This is a genomic window from Bacillus sp. FSL R5-0434 (assembly GCF_038004745.1).
Lineage (GTDB): Bacteria > Bacillota > Bacilli > Bacillales > Bacillaceae > Bacillus > Bacillus halotolerans.
On record NZ_JBBORV010000001.1, the window covers coordinates 3,727,361 to 3,743,831 of the forward strand.

Genomic DNA, 16,471 nt, shown 5'->3' on the forward strand with positions numbered 1-16,471 from the left:
TCCGCCCTGAATCCCGTGTGGAAACAGAGTTATTATTTCGGAGCATTGTCCGAAACGCATATGAGAAAATTATATCAGTGATTTACTTCTTTTGCAAATAGATTTTATCGTCTGGCTGATGATAGATTTGCCTGTTTCCATTCTTGATTGAGAATATCGAAAAATTCCTGGTTTGTTTTGGTCTTTTTCATTTTTCTCATGAATTTTTCCGCGAAATCAGGCGAATCTGACATCGTTTTGCGGATAGACCATAAACGGTCAAGATGCTCTTTAGGCACAAGCAGCTCTTCCTTACGCGTTCCAGAACGGCGAATATCGATGGCAGGGAAGATGCGGCGTTCTGCCAGAGAGCGGTCAAGATGAAGCTCCATGTTGCCCGTTCCTTTGAATTCTTCATAGATTACATCATCCATACGGGATCCTGTATCAACAAGAGCAGTGGCGAGGATCGTTAAGCTTCCGCCCTCTTCGATATTTCTCGCCGCCCCGAAGAAACGCTTCGGACGGTGGAACGCTGCCGGGTCAATCCCTCCGGAAAGTGTTCTTCCGCTCGGCGGAATCACTAAGTTGTAGGCGCGGGCCAGACGTGTGATACTGTCCATCAGGATAATGACGTCTTTCTTGTGTTCAACGAGGCGCATAGCGCGTTCAAGCACAAGTTCGGCGACTTTGATATGGTTTTCCGGCACTTCATCAAACGTTGAGCTGACAACATCCCCAGCAACAGAACGTTCAATGTCTGTAACCTCTTCCGGTCTTTCGTCGATCAACAGCACAATCAGCTCTGCTTCAGGCTGGTTCGCTGTAATGCTGTTGGCGATTTCCTTCAGCAGCATCGTTTTCCCGGCTTTCGGCGGCGCAACAATCAAACCGCGCTGGCCAAAGCCTACCGGCGCCATCATGTCCATAATTCTTGTAGACAAGAAATTCGGTTTTGTCTCGAGCACCATATGGCGGTCTGGATAAAGCGGAGTAAGGGCTGGGAAGTGAACACGCTCTTTTGCCGATTCCGGATCATCTCCATTTACCGCTTCAACGTGCAAAAGTCCATAATAGCGCTCGTTTTCTTTTGGCGGGCGAACCTTGCCTGATACTTTGTCTCCGTTCCGTAAATCGAAACGGCGGATTTGTGAAGCTGAGATGTAAATGTCTTCAGAGCTTGGAGAATAGTTGATCGGTCTCAGGAAGCCAAATCCCTCTGATTGGATGATCTCAAGAACACCTTCCATAAACAGAAGATCTTCCTGCTCTGCATTCGCTTTCAGAATGGCGAAAATCAGCTCTTTTTTTGTCAGTTTGCTGTAGTAGGAGATTTTATAATGTCTTGCAAGTTCATATAGCTCTTTCAATTTCATATTTTCCAAAGAGGAAATAGATACGTCTTTCATAAAAAACACCACGCTTTTCATAGTCAATATCTTACTTTACACATGTAATCTGCTGCTTTTGCACAACATCCGCCAAAGCACATTCTTTTTTTAACATAAAGGAACTTCTATCGGTAACACTTCCACCCATGATCGGCGCTTTTGTTAAAAGGATTGTCTTAATGAGTTTTGAAGGAAGCGAGGACAAAAACATGAGAAGATCAATACTTATATCGTCTGTATGCGGTAGAAATTGAAACTTTCCTAGTGCTTAAAAGAAGGAATTACGCAGTTAAAAATCGCAGCACTCTTTATTTTTACCTTATTTCAAACAATTATTCAACTGAAATAAGGTTTTGACACGCAATTGATAGGGTTGTCTCTTTTTTGCAAAAGAAAAGCGGGTCAACACCCGCTTTTTCTCTTTGTTATGGACGGATTACGAGATTTGGTTTTTTCTTCAGGCTGTGTCTGCCGTCAACGAAACGGACAGTTCCTGACTTCGCACGGATGACCAAGCTTTCAGTCGTGCCGACAGACCCTTTGAATTGAACGCCTTTTAACAGCTCGCCGTCAGTTACGCCGGTAGCCGCAAAAATCGCGTCATCGCCTCTCACAAGGTCTTCCATACGCAGCACTTTGCTTAAATCAAGGCCCATTTTGTTGCAGCGTATGATTTCTTCCTCGCTTTGCGGAAGAAGTTTACCGATAATTTCTCCGCCCAGCGCTTTTAACGCTACAGCAGATAGGACGCCTTCAGGAGCTCCGCCTGATCCGAACAGGATGTCTACGCCTGTGTGGTCGAAAGCCGTGTTGATGGCGCCTGCGACATCCCCGTCATTGATCAGTTTGATTCTGGCGCCGGCCTCGCGAAGCTCGGAAATGATTTTTTCGTGTCTATCACGGTTTAAAATGGTGGCAACGACGTCCTCGACGTCTTTGTTTTTCGCTTTTGCTACAGCTTTAAGGTTATCAATGACTGGAGCTTCAATATCAATGCAGCCCACCGCTTCCGGACCGACTGCGATTTTCTGCATATACATATCTGGAGCGTTTAAAAGCGTGCCGTGGTCCGCAACTGCAATAACCGTCAGCGCATTCCAGCCGCCGCTTGCCAAAATGTTTGTGCCTTCGAGAGGATCAACGGCGACATCGACACGCGGACCGTACCCGTTTCCGAGTTTTTCCCCGATATAAAGCATCGGCGCTTCGTCCATTTCCCCTTCTCCGATCACAACAGTTCCTTTCATCGGAACTGTATCAAAAACGTCTCTCATTGCGCTTGTTGCTGCTTCATCAGCCTCGTCTTTTTTTCCCCGGCCCATCCATCTTGCAGATGCTAATGCCGCAGCTTCAGTCACACGAACCAATTCCATTGATAAACTTCTTTCCATCTCAACACGATCTCCTCTCGCAAATAACCAATTAAGAATTTTGCAGCTGTTCTATCTCTTCATCAGTCATTCTCTCGCGCCAGATTGTGGCTCCCAGACCCTCGAGTTTTTTCTCAAGGCTGCTGTATCCGCGATCAATATGCTCCAGACCTGTAATTTCCGTGACGCCGTCGGCCATCAGCCCGGCAACCACTAAACAGGCTCCGGCCCGCAGATCGCTCGCCTTGACCTTAGCGCCTTGAAGGTCGACAGGTCCCGTTATGATTGCAGATCTGCCCTCTACCTTCATATTTGCGCCCATTCGTCTCAGCTCATCAATATGCTTGAATCTCGCCGAATAGATGGTGTCAGTCACGACGCTTGTCCCTTTTGCTCTCGTCAAAAGCGCTGTCATCGGCTGCTGCAAATCAGTCGGAAAGCCCGGGTATACTAGGGTTTTTACATCAACCGGCTTTAGGTTTTTCTGCCCGCCGACAATAAGCAGCTGGTCGTCGCTTGTCTCAATGTGAAAGCCCATTTCTCTCAGCTTTGCTGTTAAGGACTCAAGGTGTGTCGGGATTACATTATCGATGATGACCTCTTTGCCCATCGCAGCACCGGCAATCATAAATGTTCCGGCCTCAATTCTGTCCGGGATGATCGTATGTTTGCAGCCGTGCAGTTCCTTTACGCCATCGATTCGGATTACGTTGGTTCCAGCGCCTTTGATTTTTGCGCCCATGCTTGTGAGCAGTGTCGCGACATCAATAATCTCCGGCTCTTTCGCAGCGTTTTCGATGATGGTTTTCCCTTCTGCCAAAACAGCCGCAAGCATAATGTTAATCGTTGCCCCGACGCTTACGACATCTAAATATATACGTGCGCCTCTCAGCCTTTCAGCGCGCAAATAAATCGCGCCCTGTTCATTGGTCACTTCAGCTCCGAGCGCTTCGAAGCCCTTGATGTGCTGGTCAATCGGACGGGGGCCCAGGTGGCAGCCGCCAGGCAATCCGATGACGGCCTGTTTAAAGCGGCCGAGCATCGCCCCCATTAAATAATACGACGCGCGCAGTTTTTTCACTTTTCCGTTAGGAAGCGGCATGCTGATCATTGATGTGGGGTCTACAATCATATCCCCATTCTCAAAATGTACATTGCCGCCGATTTCCTGTAACAGGTCACGCAGCGTTTCAATATCTGAAATCTCAGGAAGCCCTTCTATTGTCACCTCGGAATTTGCCAAAATGGTTGCTGGTATTAATGCAACAGCACTGTTTTTAGCGCCGCTGATGTGTACTGTACCGTTTAACGAGTCACCGCCGGCAATATTCAACTTTTCCATGATAGTCTCCTTCCATAAGAAGATAGCTGCGGAGCTAAATAAAATGGCATTTTATTCTGTCTCTGCAAATAAAGCTCATGTCCAAAATCTAGCCAATTCGAAGAGAAAGAATACAACACATTGTAAAATATCAGGAAGAAAATAGCGAAGCTTTGCGGGGGCATAGGTTTCAAAAAATCGACAGAGACCCGCCGGCTAAAGAGACATCTTCGTCATCCGGCAAAAGCAGCACGCAACCCTCATTCCGATATCAGCTTCTGCAGCCCAATGATTCCTTCTCTGTAAGCGGCGTGCATCTGAAGGTCCGCTGGATCAGGACGGTGAAAAGCAAAGGCCGCGGCAAACAGACACTACACTCTGTTTGCCGCCGCTTGAATTACTTGTTCCAGTCTGCCAGGAATTGTTCGATTCCTTTGTCTGTTAACGGGTGCTTTGTCAGCTGATAAATGACTTTAAGCGGCATTGTACCGATATGAGCCCCTCTTAATGCAGCTTCAGTTACATGCTGAGGATGGCGGATTGACGCCGCAATGATTTGCGTATCAAGCCCGTGAATATCAAAAATCTGCTTGACTTCTGAAATCAGGTCAAGCCCGTTATGGCCGATATCATCTAAGCGGCCTAAGAATGGAGATACATATGTAGCGCCCGCTCTTGCAGCAAGAAGCGCTTGGTTTGCATTGAAGATCAATGTGACATTTGTTTTAATGTTTAAGTCAGTAAGTGCTTTTACGGCTTTTAAACCGTCAGCCGTCATCGGGATTTTCACCGTGATGTTCGGAGCGATTTTCGCCAGTTCTTTTCCTTCCTCGATCATTTCCTCAGCTTTCAGAGAAATAACCTCGGCACTTACAGAGCCCGGAACAACTTCTGTGATTTCACGAAGACGGTCATGGAACGATACGTTAGCTTCTTTTGCTACTAAACTAGGATTCGTTGTTACACCGGCAAGGATTCCTAATTCATACGCTTCTTTAATCTCATCGATATTGGCTGTATCAATAAAAAATAACATTTACAAAAGCCTCCCAGAGTAAGAATTTTCAGAACTGTGAATATGATTGCGCTTTCTAAAGATAGACGGAAAACCGCCTGTCAAGCTGTCAGGCGGCTATAAAAAGTTCCAATTGAATTAAGCTTGGTTTGAAGAACCAAATTCACGCATTTTACCGATAACAGTTTCTTTAATCGCTTCGCGAGCAGGTCCAAGGTATTTACGAGGATCGTACTCGTCAGGCTTAGCTGCCAACGTTTCGCGAACAGCTTTTGCAGAAGAGATTTGGTTTTCAGTATTTACGTTGATTTTAGCTGTACCAAGTGAGATTGATTTTTTGATGTCAGCAGTCGGAATTCCAGTACCGCCGTGAAGAACGAGCGGAAGACCAGTTGAATTTCCGATCTCTTCCATTTCTTTGAAGCCAAGGTTTGGCTCACCTTTGTAAGGGCCGTGAACAGAACCTAATGCAGGTGCAAGGCAGTCGATGCCAGTGCGCTCAACAAGCTCTTGGCACTCTTTAGGATCAGCGTAGATTACGCCTTCAGCGATAACGTCGTCCTCTTGTCCGCCGACTGTTCCTAGCTCAGCTTCTACAGATACACCGTGGAAATGAGCAAGCTCAACAACTTTAGAAGTTGTTGCTACGTTTTCTTCAAATGGATGGTGAGAAGCGTCGATCATTACAGATGTGAAACCTGCATGAATCGCTTTCGCACAAGATTCAAAGCTTGAACCGTGGTCTAAGTGGATCGCAACAGGAACTGTCACTTTGTACTCTTCCATTAGTGCTTTTACCATAGCTACGACTGTTTTGAAGCCGCCCATGTAGCGTCCCGCACCTTCGGAAACACCAAGGATCACTGGAGATTTTTCTTCTTCAGCTGCTTGTAAAATCGCTTGAGTAAACTCAAGGTTGTTTAAGTTAAATTGTCCTACAGCATAACCTTTTTCTTTAGCTGTATTCAACATTTCCGTCATTGAAACTAAAGGCATGTCGAATGTCCTCCTTATGTAGCCTGATTGTCTTCTAGCGAAAAAAGCTTTCCACCCTAGCATGACCCATAATTTGCTGTCATATGTAAATACTCAGATCGCTTTTTCTCCATAACTAGAATACCAACTTTTCGACAAATCGGCAACACAATGAGCTCATTCAATTGTTTCTTCTTTTTGTCAGTTAGACTTCAGGGGCAGATATTTTTTGACGGCGTCTCTGATTTCGTCGATGTCAAACGGCTTCGCAAAGTGCGTCAATGCGCCCAGTTCCTTTGATTCCTGGATCATATCGAGTTCTCCGTAAGCCGTCATGATGATCACGCGGATGTTTTCGTCAATGACTTTCATCCGTTTTAAGATTTCGATTCCGTCCATGCCGGGAATTTTCATATCCAGAAGGACAAGGTCCGGACGTTCTTTTGTCACAATATCAAGCGCTTGAAGGCCGTTCGCAGCCTGAAATGTCTGATAGCCCTCTTTATTGAACACTTCGTTAAGCAAAATACGTATTCCGTATTGATCATCAACGATTAAAATTTTTTCATTCATCATTTTACACCCCAATATTATGATTTTCGTCAAAAGTAAGCAGTAGTTTATGTATTCTGTTTGATTTTCCTATTTCCTTTAATTATAATAGTCTACTTTACGACATTTTCTGAGCATTTTCTCTTTTGTTGTATACTGTTATTGTACGTTATAAAGGAGGATTCACTTATGTTGAAAATATTTACGACACAGTTAACAGGTATTTTTTCCCGCATTCAGGATAAGGAATCTGACGCGATTGAAGATGGGGCGCGATTGCTTGCTCAAGCGGTGGTCAGCGGGCATTCCATATATATATACGGGGCAAATGAGCTTCAGGGCGTCTTATATGAGGCTACCGAAAGCAAAGAGCCGTTTCCTTCCGTCAAAGCGTTTCCCGCCAACGCGGATGAAGTGACAGAAAGCGACAGGGTGCTGATGTTTTGCTCAGGGACAGGTACAGATGAAGAACAGGCGCTCGCGAAAGAGCTTTATGAAAAAGGCGCGGGAGTCGTTTGCGTATCGCCGGCAGCCAAAGACAGCGCCGGAATCGAACAATATTGCGATGTGCATATTGATTCGAAGCTGAAAATGCCGCTCGTTCCCGATGAAGACGGCACCCGTTACGGCTTCCCTTCATTAATGACAGCATTGTATGTCTACCATGCTCTATCATTTACATTAAAAGAAATTCTGCAAGAGTATGCATAATCACTTATTGTACATGCTGTATCTTGCCGGAAACAAATAAAAAAGACTTGTCCGCTTTTGACAAACGGCAAGTCTTTTTTTATTACTTCTGATTTGCAGCTTCAACAGACGCTCCGATAAAGCCTTTGAATAATGGCTGAGGTCTTGTCGGTCTTGACTTGAACTCTGGGTGGAACTGAGAAGCCACGAACCAAGGATGGTCTTTCAGCTCAATAATTTCAACAAGGCGTCCGTCCGGGCTGGTGCCTGAGAATACGAAGCCTTGGTCTTCCATTTGCTGTCTGAATTCGTTGTTGAATTCATAACGGTGGCGGTGACGCTCGTATACCACTTCATCCTGATACACTTCAAATGCTTTCGTGCCCTCTTCAAGCTTACAAGGGTAAAGGCCGAGACGAAGTGTTCCTCCAAGATCTTCAACATCCTTCTGTTCAGGAAGAAGGTCGATGATCGGGTATTGAGTTGACGGATCAATTTCCGCAGAGTGAGCGCCTTTTAAGCCTAATACGTTTCGGGCATACTCAATAGATGCAACCTGCATGCCTAAGCAAATGCCCAAGAACGGAATCTTGTTTTCGCGGGCATGTTTTGTCGCAATGATTTTACCTTCAACACCGCGGTCACCGAAGCCGCCCGGTACGATAATACCGTCTGTGCCGCTAGTAAGCTCTCCGATGTTGCTTTCTGTTACTTCCTCAGCGTTAATCCATTTCACTTTTACATCTGTGTCAAACGCGTAGCCTGCGTGGCGAAGTGATTCAACGACAGAGATGTAAGCGTCAGGAAGCTCAACATATTTTCCGACAAGTCCGATTGTGGTCGTTTGAGACAGGTTGCTGACCTTGTTCACAAGCTCTTTCCACTCGGACATTTCCGCTTCTTTGCATTCCAGCTGCATGTGCTGGCAAACAAGCTTATCAAGTCCTTGTTTTTGAAGCTCAAGCGGAATGGAATAGAGGTTGTCCGCATCTTCACATTCAATAACCGCTTTTGTATCGATGTCGCAGAATAATGCGATTTTGTCCTTCATATCTTGAGAAATCGGCATTTCTGTACGAACAACGATAATGTTTGGCTGAATGCCCAGGCTTCTTAATTCTTTTACGCTGTGCTGTGTCGGTTTTGTTTTCAGTTCGCCGGCAGCTTTAATGTAAGGCACAAGTGTACAGTGGATGTACATCACGTTTTCACGACCGATGTCACTCTTCATTTGGCGGATGGCTTCAAGGAATGGCAGGGATTCGATGTCTCCTACAGTACCGCCGATTTCTGTAATCACGACATCCGCGTTTGTTTCTTTACCCGCACGGTATACGCGGTCTTTCAGTTCGTTTGTGATGTGCGGAATAACCTGCACTGTTCCGCCGAGGTAATCTCCGCGACGTTCTTTTTTAAGAACTGTTGAATAGATTTTTCCTGTTGTTACGTTGCTGAATTTATTCAGGTTGATGTCGATAAAACGCTCATAGTGCCCGAGGTCTAAGTCTGTTTCAGCGCCGTCATCTGTTACGAATACTTCACCGTGCTGGTACGGGCTCATCGTTCCCGGATCAACGTTGATGTATGGGTCGAATTTTTGAATTGTGACGTTCAGTCCGCGGTTTTTCAGCAAACGCCCTAATGAAGCTGCTACAATACCCTTTCCAAGTGAGGATACGACTCCCCCGGTTACAAAAATATATTTCGTCATTTCGTTTGCTCCTCTCTTCGCTCTAAGCTACATTTCTTAAAATGTACCGTTTTATAGGAAATCATTTAGCCTTTTAAATGATTTATAAGAAAAATGAGGGGTGAAAATAAGAAAGCTCCCTTTCAATTTCTTGAAAGGGAGCATAACGTTCTATGTTCTCTCTTCGTTTTTGAAGAGCCCAAAATACATACTACATAGTTCGACTATGAAAGTCAAGATTGATTTGAGGATGAAATTCTTTTACTATTTTTTATCCTCATCGCCTTCATCATAGTCATCTTCATCTTCTTCTTCATCGTCATCAATGAGATCATCATCAATTTCGAGCTCGTCTTCGTCGTCGTCTTCATCGATATCGTCAAACTCATCAGCATCGAGATCAAGCTCTTCCTCAACCTCAGCCAAATCGAGCTCGTCTTCGTCAACCTCTTCAAATTCATCAAGATCAAGATCTTCTTCAACAGCTTTTTTCGCTTTTTTCTTTTTCGCCTTAACTGTCGGCTGTGTTTCTTCATCAAGCTGATCGTACGGATACCAGCTGCGAAGGCCCCAAGTCTGGTCAGAGAGCGCCAAGAAGCGGCCGTCAATGTTTAAATCTGTATAAAATTGTGCGACGCGGTCTCCAAGCTCTTCTTTTTTTACGCCGAGCAATGATGCAATTTCATTTAAAAGCTCCTGAAAAGGAACTGGTTTTTTATGATCTTCAAATAATTCGTGAGCGATTTCAACTAAAGCCATTTCCTTTAGCTGTTCCTGTGAATATTGTTTGATACCCAAGGTCGGACACTCCCTTTCTATTACTTATATGTATCTGTTTTATCAATAATGAAAGCGATATTGTATCGTTCTTATACAAACCATACCTCTCATTATAAACAAAATAAAACAGAATATGCTACCCTTAACAGCGTTAATTTAAATAATTTTACAAGAGTGATCCGACTGATAGATGTTTTGCCTTATTCTGCGAGCATTCTGGAGATAACCAGCCTTTGAATTTCTTGGGTGCCTTCGTAGATTTGCGTAATTTTCGCGTCGCGCATATAGCGTTCAACCGGATAATCCTTCGTATAGCCGTAGCCGCCGAAAATCTGCACAGCTTCGGTCGTCACCTTCATCGCCGTATCCCCCGCCAGCAGTTTGGACATAGCGGAGGCTTTTCCATACGGAAGGCCTGACGACTCCAGCCATGCGGCCTGGTAGGTCAGTAGCCTTGAAGCTTCTATCATTGTCGCCATATCTGCAAGTTTAAAAGCTATGCCCTGCTGCTCGGCAATCGATTTGCCGAACTGTTTTCTTTCTTTTGCGTATTGAAGCGCCGCATCAAGCGCTCCCTGAGCGATGCCAACAGCCTGCGCCGCAATGCCGTTTCTTCCTCCGTCAAGCGTCTTCATCGCGATTTTGAAGCCTTCTCCTTCTTCACCGAGACGATTTTCTGCGGGAACGACACAGTCTTCGAAGATGATCTCTGTTGTCGGAGAAGAACGGATGCCTAGTTTCTTTTCTTTCTTGCCTGTCAAAAATCCTTCGAAATCCTTTTCTACAATAAAAGCGGAAATGCCTTTTTTCTTTTTCTCAGCGTCAGTGACTGCAAACACAATATAAATATCAGCGGCGCCGCCGTTTGTGATAAACACTTTTGATCCGTTTAATACATAGTCATCACCAATTCGCTCAGCGGTTGTTTTCATCCCGCCGGCGTCTGAACCGGAGCCTGCTTCAGTCAAAGCGAAAGCCCCGATTTTCTGCCCAAGGGCCAGCTGTGTTAAGTACGCTGCCTTTTGTTCTTCTGTGCCAAATGCAAACAGCGGCCAGCCGCAAAGCGAGATATGGGCTGAAAGCGTCACGCCGGTGGAGGCGCAGACTTTTGACAGTTCCTCCACCGCTATGACATAAGCCAGGTAGTCACTTCCGATTCCGCCGTAAGCTTCAGGCCACGGAATCCCTGTTAATCCTAAATCCGCCATTTCCCGAAACAGGTCACGATCGAAGCGTTCTTGTTCGTCACGTTCTGCCGCTGTCGGTGCAACCTCATGCTTCGCAAAATCACGAACCAATTTCCGAATCATTTCGTGTTCTTCTGTTAATGAAAAATTCATCGCTTTTCCCCCATTGTCATATCAGCGCCCAAGACAGATTGAGCCAGAAGCTCCGCGACGTCATACGTTTTGACACGATCTTCCGCTTCTTTTGCCTTTGTGCCGTCCCCAAGCATCGTGAGGCAGTACGGACAGCCGGAGCTGATTACCGACGGATTGACTGCCAGCGCTTGCTCTGTTCTGGCGACATTAATCCTGTTGCCTGACTCTTCCTCCATCCACATCAAGCCTCCGCCAGCTCCGCAGCACATGCCGGTTTCCCGGCTTCTCTCCATTTCAATAAGCCGCACACCCGGAATGGCTTTTAAAATCTCTCTCGGCGGATCATAGACTTCGTTGTACCGTCCCAAGTAACACGAGTCGTGGAAGGTGATCGTTTCATGAACTGGGTGCTGCGGTTTTAGTTTCCCGCTCTTCACCAGATCGGCCAGCACTTCCGTATGATGATACACTTCGCCTTCAAAGCCGAAATCAGGATATTCGTTTTTAAATAAATTGTATGCGTGCGGATCAACCGTAACGATTTTTTTCACATTATTTTTTTCAAATTCCGAAATATTCTTTTCGGCCAGTTCTTGAAATAAAAACTCATTTCCGAGGCGGCGCGGGGTGTCCCCTGAATTTTTTTCTTTGTTGCCGAGGATCGCAAAGGTCACACCTGCTTGGTTCAGCAGTCTTGCAAAGGAGATGGCGATCTTTTGGCTTCTGTTGTCGTATGAACCCATGGAACCGACCCAAAAAAGATATTCGAATTCTTTTTCCTCTTTTTTTAATTCTTTTACTGTCGGAATATCGGCATCTGGGGCTGCGTCGCGCCAATTTTCACGTTCCTTGCGGTTGAGGCCCCACGGATTTCCCTGCCGCTCAATACTCGTCATCGCCCGCTGTGCGTCACTGTCCATTTTTCCTTCAGTCAGCACGAGATAGCGGCGAAGGTCAATGATTTTATCAACATGCTCGTTCATGACGGGGCACTGATCTTCACAGTTCCGGCAAGTGGTGCAGGCCCAAATTTCTTCTTCGGTAATGACATCGCCGATTAAGCTCGGACTGTAATCTAGCGCGGCGGCGGCTTCCTGTGATCCGCTCCCTGAGGCTGCCGCAGCCAGCTGGTTCCCTTTCGTATGCCGGAATGCTGCAGCCGGCACCCATGGCGAGCGCGAAGTGACAGCAGCGCCTTTTTCTGTGAGGTGGTCCCTGAGGCGTAAAATTAAATCCATCGGCGACAGCATTTTTCCGGTGCCTGTCGCAGGGCACATATTGGTGCAGCGGCCGCACTCGACACACGCATACAGATCAATCAACTGGGACTGCCTGAAATCCTCAATTTTTCCCGCTCCGTAGCTTTCTTTCGTTTCGTCTGTGAAATCAATTTTTTCGAGCTTTCCGGACGCTTCAAGCCTGTTGAAAAAGACATTGGCAGGACCGGCAATTAAATGAGCGTGCTTTGACTGCGGCACATACACTAAAAAGCTCAGTAAAAACAGCAGATGCACCCACCATGCGATATAGAAAATCACCGCGGCGCCCGTCTCCCCGACGCCGCCAAGCAAAAACGCGATGCCTGAAGCGATCGGCTCGCTCCAAGAAAGCCCGTGATCATGCCAGATCAGATTCATTGCGTTCCCCAGTAAAACCGTCAGCATTAAACCGCCGATAAAAATGAGAACAAGTCCAGATTTAAAGCCTCGTTTCAGCCTGACGAGCTTTTCGATATAGCGTCTGTAAAATGCCCAGCCAACCGCAATTAAGATCAGAAACGTAACGATTTCCTGAAAAAAAGTGAAGGCGGGATAGATCGGGCCAAGCGGCAGATTTCGATCCGGGACCAGCCCTTTGATGATAAAGTCAATCGCTCCAAACTGAACCAATATAAAGCCGTAGAAAAACATGACGTGAATGATGCCGCTTTTCTTATCCTTGAGCAGTTTTTTCTGCCCGAATACATTCACCCATATGGCCTGAAGCCGTTCCTTGATCCGTTTATCGAACTGTTCCTTTTGGCCAAGCCTGATGTAAGCAAGCCTTGTTTTGACCAAATAGACAAACAAATAAACAGCGTAAGCGGTTACAATCAGAAATAATAATGCATTGACAATGAGAAAGCCGCTCATTCCAATTCCCCCTTTTTACTGATGAAGACCGTGATCCCCTGCCCCAAAATCTGTATAAGATTATCTTTATGATAAATAATGAATGAGTGTTCAGTCAATAATTAAATTCCTGCTGTTCGGGCACACTACTTACAACTACGGAAAGGAGTGCCGGGATGAAGGTATTTTTCGTGATTCTCATCATTGTCATCATACTATTAGCTTTAATCCTGCTGGATATCTTTATGGGGCGCGCCGCATACAGAAAGAAAGCGTACGAGCCTGTTTTTTCAAAAAAGAAAAGTGATATCGAATTGATTCACTGCGGCGCTGATCTTGTTGAACGGATGATGGAGGATATACGCGATGCCGTCTCTTCCGTTCACGTGATGTTTTTCATTATGAAAAACGATGAGGTCAGCCACAATATGTTCACACTGCTGAAAACAAAAGCCCAGGCCGGCGTATCGGTTTATTTGCTTCTGGATTGGTCGGGCAGCCAAAAAATTAAGAAACCGGCGCTGGAGACAATGAAAAACGCCGGCGTTCACGTTCATTTTCTGAACCGGCCCCGTTTCCCTTATTTCTTTTTTCATATACAAAAACGAAATCACCGGAAAATTGCTGTGATGGATGGAAAAGTCGGCTATGTCGGCGGGTTTAACATTGGTGAGGAATACCTTGGGAAGAAGGCGAAGTTCGGCAATTGGGAGGATTATCATCTGCGTATGACGGGAGAAGGTGTCCGAGATCTTCAAACGCTTTTTACAGCCGACCTGAAACGAAATACCGGATCAGCCGAACTGGGTCCGGATGTTTGGCCTGAGCTTCCCCAAGGGAATATCCCTCATAAGATTTATGCGACTGACGGCTATTCTCTTGAAAAAACGTATTTGGCAAATATCTCACAGGCGAAACAGCGCATTACGATTTGCACGCCATATTATATTCCGACTAAACCGCTTCAGCAGGCCTTGGTCAAAGCAAGAAAAAACGGTGTAGACGTTACATTGATTGTGCCGATGAAATCAGATCACCCGCTGGTCAGAGAAGCTGCTTTTACATATTATTCGGACCTGCTGGATGCCGGCTGTCTCATCTACCGTTTTTACCAAGGGTTTTATCATGTGAAAGCCTTGATCATTGACGATCACTTCAGCATCATCGGCACAGCCAATTTTGATCAGCGCAGCCTGTTTTTAAATGAAGAGGTAAACGTTGAAATTGATGATGTTGCATTTACAAAAGAAGTCTATGCCACGATTGAAGAGGATATTAAAAAGTCGGAGCTGCTGACAAAAGAAAATTTCAAAAAGCGCACGTTCAGGCAGCGACCGGCGGAATGGCTCGGTAAAGCATTATCTTATTTTTTATAAAGGAGAGTTCCTATGATTTTCAGATTCGGGTTCGTCTCAAATGCGATGAGCCTTTGGGATGCGTCTCCCGCCAAAACACTGACATTCGCCCGTTATTCAAAGCTGCCCGAGGATGAGAGAAAAGAAGCCCTTTTGGCTGTGACGAAAGCCAACTTGCGCAATACCATGAGAACCCTTCACTATATCATCGGCCACGATATTCCATTGTACCGTTTTTCCAGCTCAATTGTGCCGCTGGCCACTCATCCTGACGTGATGTGGGACTTTGTGACGCCGTTTCGCAAGGAGTTCCGTGAGATTGGAGAGCTCGTGAAAAAATACAATCTGCGCATAAGCTTTCATCCTAACCAGTTTACCCTGTTTACGAGCCCTAAAGAATCCATTACAGCAAATGCAGTAACCGATATGGCTTATCACTACCGCATGCTTGAAGCGATGGGGATTGCAGACCGCTCAGTTATCAACATCCATATCGGCGGCGCTTACGGAAACAAAGAAAACGCTCTGAAACAATTTCATCAAAACATGAAAATGCTTCCGAAAGAGATCAAACAGCGGATGACGCTGGAAAATGACGATAAAACGTACACCACGGAAGAGACGCTTCAGGTCTGTGAACAAGAGAATGTTCCGTTTGTCTTTGATTTTCATCATTTTTACGCAAACTCGGATGATCATGCAGACCTGAATGAAGCACTGCCCCGGATGATCAACACATGGCAGCGGATCGGATTGCAGCCGAAGGTCCATCTTTCCTCTCCAAAATCGGAGCAAGCGGTGCGCAGCCATGCGGAATATGTAGACGCCAACTTCTTGCTGCCGCTTTTGGAGCGCTTCAGGCAATGGGGAACCAATATTGATTTTATGATCGAGGCGAAACAGAAGGACAAGGCGCTTCTCCGGCTGATGGATGAATTGAGCTCAATCCGCGGCGTGAAACGGATTGGCGGCGGCACTCTGCAATGGAAATCATAAGTGTGCAAAAACAGGTTTACAGTTTGTACACATTGGGAACATACGCTATATAAGACAAGAATCAATGGAGGAGAAAGAACATGAAAAACATCAAGTCTCTAAAAGTAGCCGCACAGGCATTTACTTTAAGAAATTTGATTCACCTATATAAAATGTGCCATTCCGGAAGCCACGAGGTTTATATTTACTCAAAGAAAACGATGTGCAAAATCAAAAGCTTAATCGAGCTGGAAACGTTCCGTATGGCTCATAATGAAAAAGAATATCTGATTGTGGTTGAAGGAACAAAAGCGTCTCAGCTGGTTGAAAAGTTTCAGAATATGATTGAGCCCGCTGAGAGAGAAGCGCTCTAACTTACATAAAAAAGGATAGACAGTGATGTCTATCCTTTTTCTTATGCTCGTTTATAATGCAGCTGCGCCGCCTGTCCGAATCGTTTCATATCGGTTAAACGCAGCTTTGTTTCGGTATTTTGTTCATGAAACAGCGGAATGCCGCTCCCCAATACAACCGGGATGACAGTGATGATGTATTCGTCGATGGCATCCTCTTTCATAAAAGTATTCACCAGCTCTGCCCCGCCCGCGATCCAGATATTTAAGCCTTTTTGCTGTTTTAAGCGGCCGGTGAACGCTTTGATGTCTTCATCGATAAACGTCACGTGTTTATCATGATAGCTTTCGGGCGTTTCTGTAAACACGTAGCATGTTTTATCCTGATACGGAAAATCGGGTGTGAGAATTTTGATGTGTTCGTATGTGCTCCGCCCTAAAATGACGGTATCAACAGTCTGATAAAATTCACTGTACCCGTTATCACCCTCGCCTTCAAATTCATCCAGCCAGTCGACGCTCCCATCCTCTCTCGCGATCATCCCGTCTAACGAAACAGCTATGTACAGCACATTTTTTCTATCCATACTCT

General features: G+C 45.7%; 16 protein-coding genes. 4 read left to right on the forward strand and 12 right to left on the reverse strand.

Going from position 1 to position 16,471, the window contains the following annotated elements; translation table 11 throughout:
* Positions 1 to 104: 104 nt before the first annotated feature.
* The 7 genes from rho to spo0F form a co-directional block, all read right to left on the reverse strand.
* Positions 105 to 1,388, reverse strand: a complete 1,284-nt coding sequence (gene rho / locus NYE43_RS19435) for a transcription termination factor Rho (RefSeq protein ID WP_010332253.1) — start codon at positions 1,386 to 1,388, stop codon at positions 105 to 107.
* Between the two features lie 31 nt (positions 1,389 to 1,419).
* A complete protein-coding gene (locus NYE43_RS19440; protein ID WP_032731180.1) occupies positions 1,420 to 1,581 on the reverse strand; it encodes a hypothetical protein in 162 nt (53 codons plus the stop codon).
* A 214-nt stretch (positions 1,582 to 1,795) separates the two neighbouring features.
* Complete coding sequence (glpX, locus tag NYE43_RS19445) at positions 1,796 to 2,761, reverse strand: class II fructose-bisphosphatase (RefSeq protein WP_044159762.1); 966 nt, start codon at positions 2,759 to 2,761, stop codon at positions 1,796 to 1,798.
* Between the two features lie 31 nt (positions 2,762 to 2,792).
* Entirely contained in the window at positions 2,793 to 4,082 is a 1,290-nt protein-coding gene (locus NYE43_RS19450) for a UDP-N-acetylglucosamine 1-carboxyvinyltransferase (RefSeq protein ID WP_024123187.1), read from the reverse strand.
* Positions 4,083 to 4,458: 376 nt separating this feature from the next.
* On the reverse strand, positions 4,459 to 5,097 hold the full coding sequence (gene fsa, locus NYE43_RS19455) for a fructose-6-phosphate aldolase (protein ID WP_010332256.1): 639 nt from the start codon (positions 5,095 to 5,097) through the stop codon (positions 4,459 to 4,461).
* Positions 5,098 to 5,214: 117 nt separating this feature from the next.
* Positions 5,215 to 6,072 carry a class II fructose-bisphosphate aldolase gene (locus NYE43_RS19460; protein ID WP_024123189.1) on the reverse strand — a complete coding sequence of 286 codons (858 nt, stop codon included), beginning with the start codon at positions 6,070 to 6,072 and terminating at the stop codon, positions 5,215 to 5,217.
* Between the two features lie 180 nt (positions 6,073 to 6,252).
* Positions 6,253 to 6,627, reverse strand: coding sequence for a sporulation initiation phosphotransferase Spo0F (gene spo0F / locus NYE43_RS19465; protein WP_003227621.1), 375 nt, complete (start codon positions 6,625 to 6,627; stop codon positions 6,253 to 6,255).
* A gap of 165 nt (positions 6,628 to 6,792) precedes the next feature.
* Between spo0F and NYE43_RS19470 the strand changes: the two genes are divergently transcribed.
* Complete coding sequence (locus tag NYE43_RS19470; RefSeq protein WP_341062443.1) at positions 6,793 to 7,314, forward strand: DUF2529 domain-containing protein; 522 nt, start codon at positions 6,793 to 6,795, stop codon at positions 7,312 to 7,314.
* Between the two features lie 82 nt (positions 7,315 to 7,396).
* On the opposite strand, the gene pyrG is transcribed toward NYE43_RS19470, so the two are convergent.
* The 4 genes from pyrG to NYE43_RS19490 form a co-directional block, all read right to left on the reverse strand.
* Positions 7,397 to 9,004 carry a glutamine hydrolyzing CTP synthase gene (gene pyrG / locus NYE43_RS19475; protein ID WP_095712807.1) on the reverse strand — a complete coding sequence of 536 codons (1,608 nt, stop codon included), beginning with the start codon at positions 9,002 to 9,004 and terminating at the stop codon, positions 7,397 to 7,399.
* A gap of 243 nt (positions 9,005 to 9,247) precedes the next feature.
* A complete protein-coding gene (gene rpoE, locus NYE43_RS19480) occupies positions 9,248 to 9,781 on the reverse strand; it encodes a DNA-directed RNA polymerase subunit delta (RefSeq protein WP_024123192.1) in 534 nt (177 codons plus the stop codon).
* A gap of 182 nt (positions 9,782 to 9,963) precedes the next feature.
* Complete coding sequence (gene acdA / locus NYE43_RS19485) at positions 9,964 to 11,103, reverse strand: acyl-CoA dehydrogenase AcdA (RefSeq protein ID WP_059292344.1); 1,140 nt, start codon at positions 11,101 to 11,103, stop codon at positions 9,964 to 9,966.
* Positions 11,100 to 13,217: a heterodisulfide reductase-related iron-sulfur binding cluster gene (locus NYE43_RS19490; protein WP_341062444.1), complete on the reverse strand. Its 2,118-nt coding sequence runs from the start codon at positions 13,215 to 13,217 to the stop codon at positions 11,100 to 11,102. Before NYE43_RS19490 ends, acdA begins: the two co-directional genes overlap by 4 nt.
* 155 nt (positions 13,218 to 13,372) lie before the next feature.
* Between NYE43_RS19490 and cls the strand changes: the two genes are divergently transcribed.
* From cls to NYE43_RS19505, 3 genes are all read left to right on the forward strand, one after another.
* Positions 13,373 to 14,572 carry a cardiolipin synthase gene (cls, locus tag NYE43_RS19495; RefSeq protein WP_198098130.1) on the forward strand — a complete coding sequence of 400 codons (1,200 nt, stop codon included), beginning with the start codon at positions 13,373 to 13,375 and terminating at the stop codon, positions 14,570 to 14,572.
* A gap of 12 nt (positions 14,573 to 14,584) precedes the next feature.
* A complete protein-coding gene (uvsE, locus tag NYE43_RS19500) occupies positions 14,585 to 15,547 on the forward strand; it encodes a UV DNA damage repair endonuclease UvsE (protein WP_341062447.1) in 963 nt (320 codons plus the stop codon).
* 80 nt (positions 15,548 to 15,627) lie between these two features.
* Positions 15,628 to 15,900, forward strand: coding sequence for a hypothetical protein (locus NYE43_RS19505; RefSeq protein ID WP_010332264.1), 273 nt, complete (start codon positions 15,628 to 15,630; stop codon positions 15,898 to 15,900).
* Positions 15,901 to 15,941: 41 nt separating this feature from the next.
* On the opposite strand, the gene NYE43_RS19510 is transcribed toward NYE43_RS19505, so the two are convergent.
* Positions 15,942 to 16,466 carry a dihydrofolate reductase family protein gene (locus NYE43_RS19510; RefSeq protein ID WP_213418092.1) on the reverse strand — a complete coding sequence of 175 codons (525 nt, stop codon included), beginning with the start codon at positions 16,464 to 16,466 and terminating at the stop codon, positions 15,942 to 15,944.
* Positions 16,467 to 16,471 lie beyond the last annotated feature (5 nt).

Excerpts from the sequence above, each read along its gene's own strand:
- NYE43_RS19440 (WP_032731180.1), bottom strand. The coding sequence starts at position 1,581 with ATGTTTTTGTCCTCGCTTCCTTCAAAACTCATTAAGACAATCCTTTTA.
- NYE43_RS19505 (WP_010332264.1), top strand. The coding sequence starts at position 15,628 with ATGAAAAACATCAAGTCTCTAAAAGTAGCCGCACAGGCATTTACTTTA.
- spo0F (WP_003227621.1), bottom strand. The coding sequence starts at position 6,627 with ATGATGAATGAAAAAATTTTAATCGTTGATGATCAATACGGAATACGT.
- NYE43_RS19510 (WP_213418092.1), bottom strand. The coding sequence starts at position 16,466 with ATGGATAGAAAAAATGTGCTGTACATAGCTGTTTCGTTAGACGGGATG.
- fsa (WP_010332256.1), bottom strand. The coding sequence starts at position 5,097 with ATGTTATTTTTTATTGATACAGCCAATATCGATGAGATTAAAGAAGCG.
- rho (WP_010332253.1), bottom strand. The coding sequence starts at position 1,388 with ATGAAAGACGTATCTATTTCCTCTTTGGAAAATATGAAATTGAAAGAG.
- glpX (WP_044159762.1), bottom strand. The coding sequence starts at position 2,761 with ATGGAAAGAAGTTTATCAATGGAATTGGTTCGTGTGACTGAAGCTGCG.
- NYE43_RS19490 (WP_341062444.1), bottom strand. The coding sequence starts at position 13,217 with ATGAGCGGCTTTCTCATTGTCAATGCATTATTATTTCTGATTGTAACC.
- NYE43_RS19450 (WP_024123187.1), bottom strand. The coding sequence starts at position 4,082 with ATGGAAAAGTTGAATATTGCCGGCGGTGACTCGTTAAACGGTACAGTA.
- cls (WP_198098130.1), top strand. The coding sequence starts at position 13,373 with ATGAAGGTATTTTTCGTGATTCTCATCATTGTCATCATACTATTAGCT.
- uvsE (WP_341062447.1), top strand. The coding sequence starts at position 14,585 with ATGATTTTCAGATTCGGGTTCGTCTCAAATGCGATGAGCCTTTGGGAT.
- acdA (WP_059292344.1), bottom strand. The coding sequence starts at position 11,103 with ATGAATTTTTCATTAACAGAAGAACACGAAATGATTCGGAAATTGGTT.
- NYE43_RS19470 (WP_341062443.1), top strand. The coding sequence starts at position 6,793 with ATGTTGAAAATATTTACGACACAGTTAACAGGTATTTTTTCCCGCATT.
- pyrG (WP_095712807.1), bottom strand. The coding sequence starts at position 9,004 with ATGACGAAATATATTTTTGTAACCGGGGGAGTCGTATCCTCACTTGGA.
- NYE43_RS19460 (WP_024123189.1), bottom strand. The coding sequence starts at position 6,072 with ATGCCTTTAGTTTCAATGACGGAAATGTTGAATACAGCTAAAGAAAAA.